General features: G+C 33.1%; 3 protein-coding genes and 2 pseudogenes. All 5 read right to left on the minus strand.

All coding sequences use genetic code 11. The features are described from left to right. Positions 1–180 precede the first annotated feature (180 nt). A pseudogene (locus AC1DJR_RS25850) lies at positions 181–375 on the minus strand (alpha/beta hydrolase); the annotation flags it as partial. A 42-nt stretch (positions 376–417) separates the two neighbouring features. Beyond that, positions 418–732, minus strand: a pseudogene (locus AC1DJR_RS25855) (BBE domain-containing protein); the annotation flags it as partial. Positions 733–897: 165 nt separating this feature from the next. Further along, complete coding sequence (locus AC1DJR_RS25860) at positions 898–2697, minus strand: FtsX-like permease family protein (protein ID WP_477003842.1); 1800 nt, start codon at positions 2695–2697, stop codon at positions 898–900. Then, on the minus strand, positions 2588–3310 hold the full coding sequence (locus tag AC1DJR_RS25865; RefSeq protein WP_477003843.1) for an ABC transporter ATP-binding protein: 723 nt from the start codon (positions 3308–3310) through the stop codon (positions 2588–2590). Before AC1DJR_RS25865 ends, AC1DJR_RS25860 begins: the two co-directional genes overlap by 110 nt. A 250-nt stretch (positions 3311–3560) precedes the next feature. Then, positions 3561–4281 (minus strand): sensor histidine kinase (locus AC1DJR_RS25870; RefSeq protein WP_477003844.1); only part of this gene is annotated, 721 nt, incomplete at its 5' end.

Genomic DNA, 4281 nt, shown 5'->3' on the forward strand with positions numbered 1-4281 from the left:
TTTGTATATACTTCCAAATATTAAGACGCTAGCATGAATGATTTCCCCAGATATGAGAATCTAAAGTATTTGAATAAGAAACTTTACTCCGTTCGTTATAGTTATTTACATCATAATATAATTATATATATTTCTATCTTAAAAACTGAAAATAGCCATTTAAAAATATAGTTGCTAATTTCAGTTTGATCTTCCTTGCACCCACGTAGCAATATCATTTATAACGTACTCAGAGATATTAGCAGGACTATAATATTCATCCGATTGACTTAATTCTCCATCTCCTTCTGTAAAGAAGTGATTTAACTTTGGATATAGTCGATAATCAATGTTATCTCTCTCTTTTAATTGTTCTTTCCAAAAAGGATTATCTATCATTCTTTATAAATTGCAAAATTTAAGGCCGACAAAAGATTTCTATTTTTTATAAACAGGTGGAATGCTTTGTGGAAAATTGAAAATATCTTCTGGGTCGTATTTAGCCTTCACTTGAGTCAATCGTTTGAAGTTTTCACCATAATATAAATCTGACCAATCTTTCATTGAGAGATCAGGTGTGTTAACATAGACACCTTTTGTAAAAGGAATCAACGCGTGACGAAAAGCTTCTACCCAACGAATCCCTTGTGCAGCTCCCTCAGGTTTGTCCCACGTGGAAAATAACACCATATTCATTAGAGCTTTTCGATAAAAATAAGCAGTTGCTTCCTCTGGTACTGCAGAAACAGTGCCCCTTCTTAGATAAAAGATAAATTTTTAATTTAAAATCTAAAATAAATAATAGATGGACCGTAGTGCTAGTCCATCTATTATTTCTAAATTTCTTGTACCCATTCAGGATAATCAATAAAACGGGGTCTGATTATGTTGATACTTCGTATAAATAACATCATTACATTAATCTTTTTTTGGAAGTACAATTCCTTTATATAATTGAACTGTAATCAAGTAATAAATCGAGTAAATTACTACAAAAATAACAAGTGGTAACCAAATACGAAAGTACGGATCGATTACAAGAGGGCTAAACATGTTCATACCAACTAATATATGAGTAATCCCCACAATTGCGGGGAATAAGAATATGAAGAATAACTCTTTATAAATTGATTTTGTTAATAATTCTCGGCGGACACCAATTTTACGAAGCATTTGATAACGTGATACATCTTTTGATGCTCCCGACAGAACTTTAAACATTAAGCAACTTGCCATCATTGCTAAAAATGYAACTCCAACGAAAAAACCCATAAACATTAGTCCGCTGGCAAAATCACGACTCATAATATATGTTTGATACTTACTATCCAATTCTTCCGCTTTCACATTTTTATATTTTGCTATCTGTAATTCATCAAGTTTTTTCCATTCTTTTATGTATGATCCAAAATCATCTGTTTTTCCCATAAACACAGTACTTTCTTTACCCTTCAACCCATCGTATATGTTTTGATTTACAATTTTCATTTCATAATCAGGATATAAATAATTTGGCTGGATCGTTCTGAAAGCCTGGATCCATTGTTTTGTATATGTCTCTCCTTTAGCCCGTTTTATTGAAAATGCACCAATGGGTAATTCCTCTGAAACTTTCTCTATTTTCATACCTCGTATGAAAGGGCGATTTTTCTCTACATTTTCTTTAAGATAATAAACATACTTATCATCCACTTTGTAATGATATTCTAGTTTTTCTTGAAATAAGATACCACCCAAAATTGTCTTTTCTTCYGCTGTTGGATTATGAATGACTGAATCGTAAATTTGTATTTGATCTGTCATGTTTACGATGTTGTTTTTAAATGCCATACCACAAGCAATTCCACCAGCACCAAGAGCCACTAAGATTGCTACTGTTGCAAGCACATTTGTTAGACCATTAATGCGGAAATTTAATTGTGCAAAAGTAAAAGCATTGAGGCCTTTTTCACTACGTTTTTTATTACTCTTTAGCTTGTTAATCATAACTGGGAGAAGTGATCCAAATATAAGGTAAGTACCAACGGTTGATGAGATTAATCCAACGGCCATTAATCCCAAAACAATTAGCGAATTTGCATATGACATATAAATCAGTGATGCATAACCAATACCTAATAAAAGAATACCAAGGAATGCAATTACAACTGTCATTTTTCCTTTTATGGCAACACGTTCTGTTTGTTCATCTGCATGTACAAGTTGCAGTACAGAAATACGAGATAATTTAATACTATTCATAATTGCCGATAAAACAAATAGTGCAAAGAAGAAGACACAAGTAATAGCTATAGATGGCAAATAAAATGCTTTATAACCTTCGCCAGCAAACTCGAGTTGTTTCATTAATAGCTGACCGATACCTTCTGCAAGTCCTACACCAATTGTAATTCCAATCAAAAGAGATGTGGCACCTAATATGATTGTTTCGATAAACATAAGTAAGGTAACTTTATGCTTTTTTGCTCCTAACATCATATACATACCAAATTCTTTTTGACGAAGAGCTGATAAGAAAGAGTTTGCATATAAAATATAGAAAAATGTGATAACCGCTAACAAAAAGGAACCAATTTTAAAGACAGACACAATATCCCTAATAGAAGAGTTAGATTTTATAGAATTCTTCACGGGTACCACCGCGATGAATTTCTTTATATAACTCACCATCTTGAATGAATAAAATACGCTGACAGTAACTTGCGCTGTAAGGATCATGCGTAACCATCATAATGGATACACCTTGCTCTTTATTTAAGGTTGTCATGGCATTAAGTAAACTCGTTGCATTTTTAGAATCTAGAGCTCCAGTCGGCTCGTCTCCTAAAATAATTGCAGGTTCATGAACTAACGCACGTGCTGCTGCGGAACGTTGCTTTTGTCCACCAGATACTTCAGATGGATACTTTTGAAGTATTGCTGAAATTCCTAACATATCAGCTACCTTTTCTACTCTCGGCCCAATATTACGTGATGAAACACCTTGAAGTGAAAGTGGAAGTGCAATGTTCTCATAAATAGATAAGTTCTCTAATAAATTAAAGTCTTGGAAAATGAACCCTAACTTTTGTGAACGGAAATCAGAAAGTTCACCTTGCTTCATTTTCGTAATATCCGTTCCTGCAATTTCAACAACGCCGCCTGTCGCTTTATCTAACGTTGAAATTACATTTAATAATGTTGTTTTACCAGAACCAGATGGCCCCATAACACCGACAAACTCCCCCTCTTGAATTGAGAATGATACACCTTTTAATGCGTGTGATTGATTCTCACCTTTTTTACCGTACAATTTTTGAATATTTTTTACATTTACAACTGGTTTTATCATATATATCCTCCTACGTTTTTTTATTTCATTACAATAAGCTACTATGTTTGTTTACTACTAACAAAATAGTCATGTTGCATCCACCCTTAAGCTACAATGAAATCTTTCCTTCTATCTTCTTCACTCACCTCATCACTTTGAATACATCCATGATAAACTATGAAAATTAGGAAACACCCTGTAAAATCCTTAAGAATTCTTAAGTTTTATAAAAAAAAAGCTTATGGAACCTGTAATTCCATAAGCCAGTCTATTTGATTGGATGTTCAACAATAAAGGACATCCAACCATCTTTATATTCTGCATGTATATTACCATGATGAAGTTCAACAATTCTTTTTGAGATAGCAAGCCCCAGACCATTTCCCTGGTCATCTTTTCTTGCCTTGTCCCCCCTGAAAAATCTTTCAAACAATTTATTTGAATCGCTAACAGGCGGCCTCTCGACTTTATTTGACACTTTCAAAATTGCTTTGTTATCCATTAATTCAAGACATACGGATAATTCAGATGGTTTTATGCTGTACTTTATCGCATTCATAAAGAGATTTTCATATACACGTACCATTTTTTCTGCATCTATGAAGATAGGTATTGTTTCTTGTGTGATTGATTTTTGAACGATTAAGCTTTCCTTTTCAAATATAGGAATGTATTCTCCAACTATTTGCTCCAACAAACCTGATAAATCAACTTCATTAAGATTTAACTTAGCATCTATGCCTGATAAACGAGTATATTCAAACAGCTCATCAATTAAATATTTCAGTCTCTGTGACTTTGAATAAGTGGTTTCAAGGTATTCCTGTAATTGTGTTTTACTGTTGTATTGCCCTCTTTTTAATAAATCTATATAGCCAATAATAGATGYTAACGGTGTGCGTAAGTCATGAGATACATTAGTTATAAGTTCATTTTTTGTACGTTCTAATCGTCTTTCTTGTTCAAATGTACTTTCCAATTCCTTGGAC

It is taken from the genome of Bacillus sp. 05T31 (assembly GCF_056396725.1).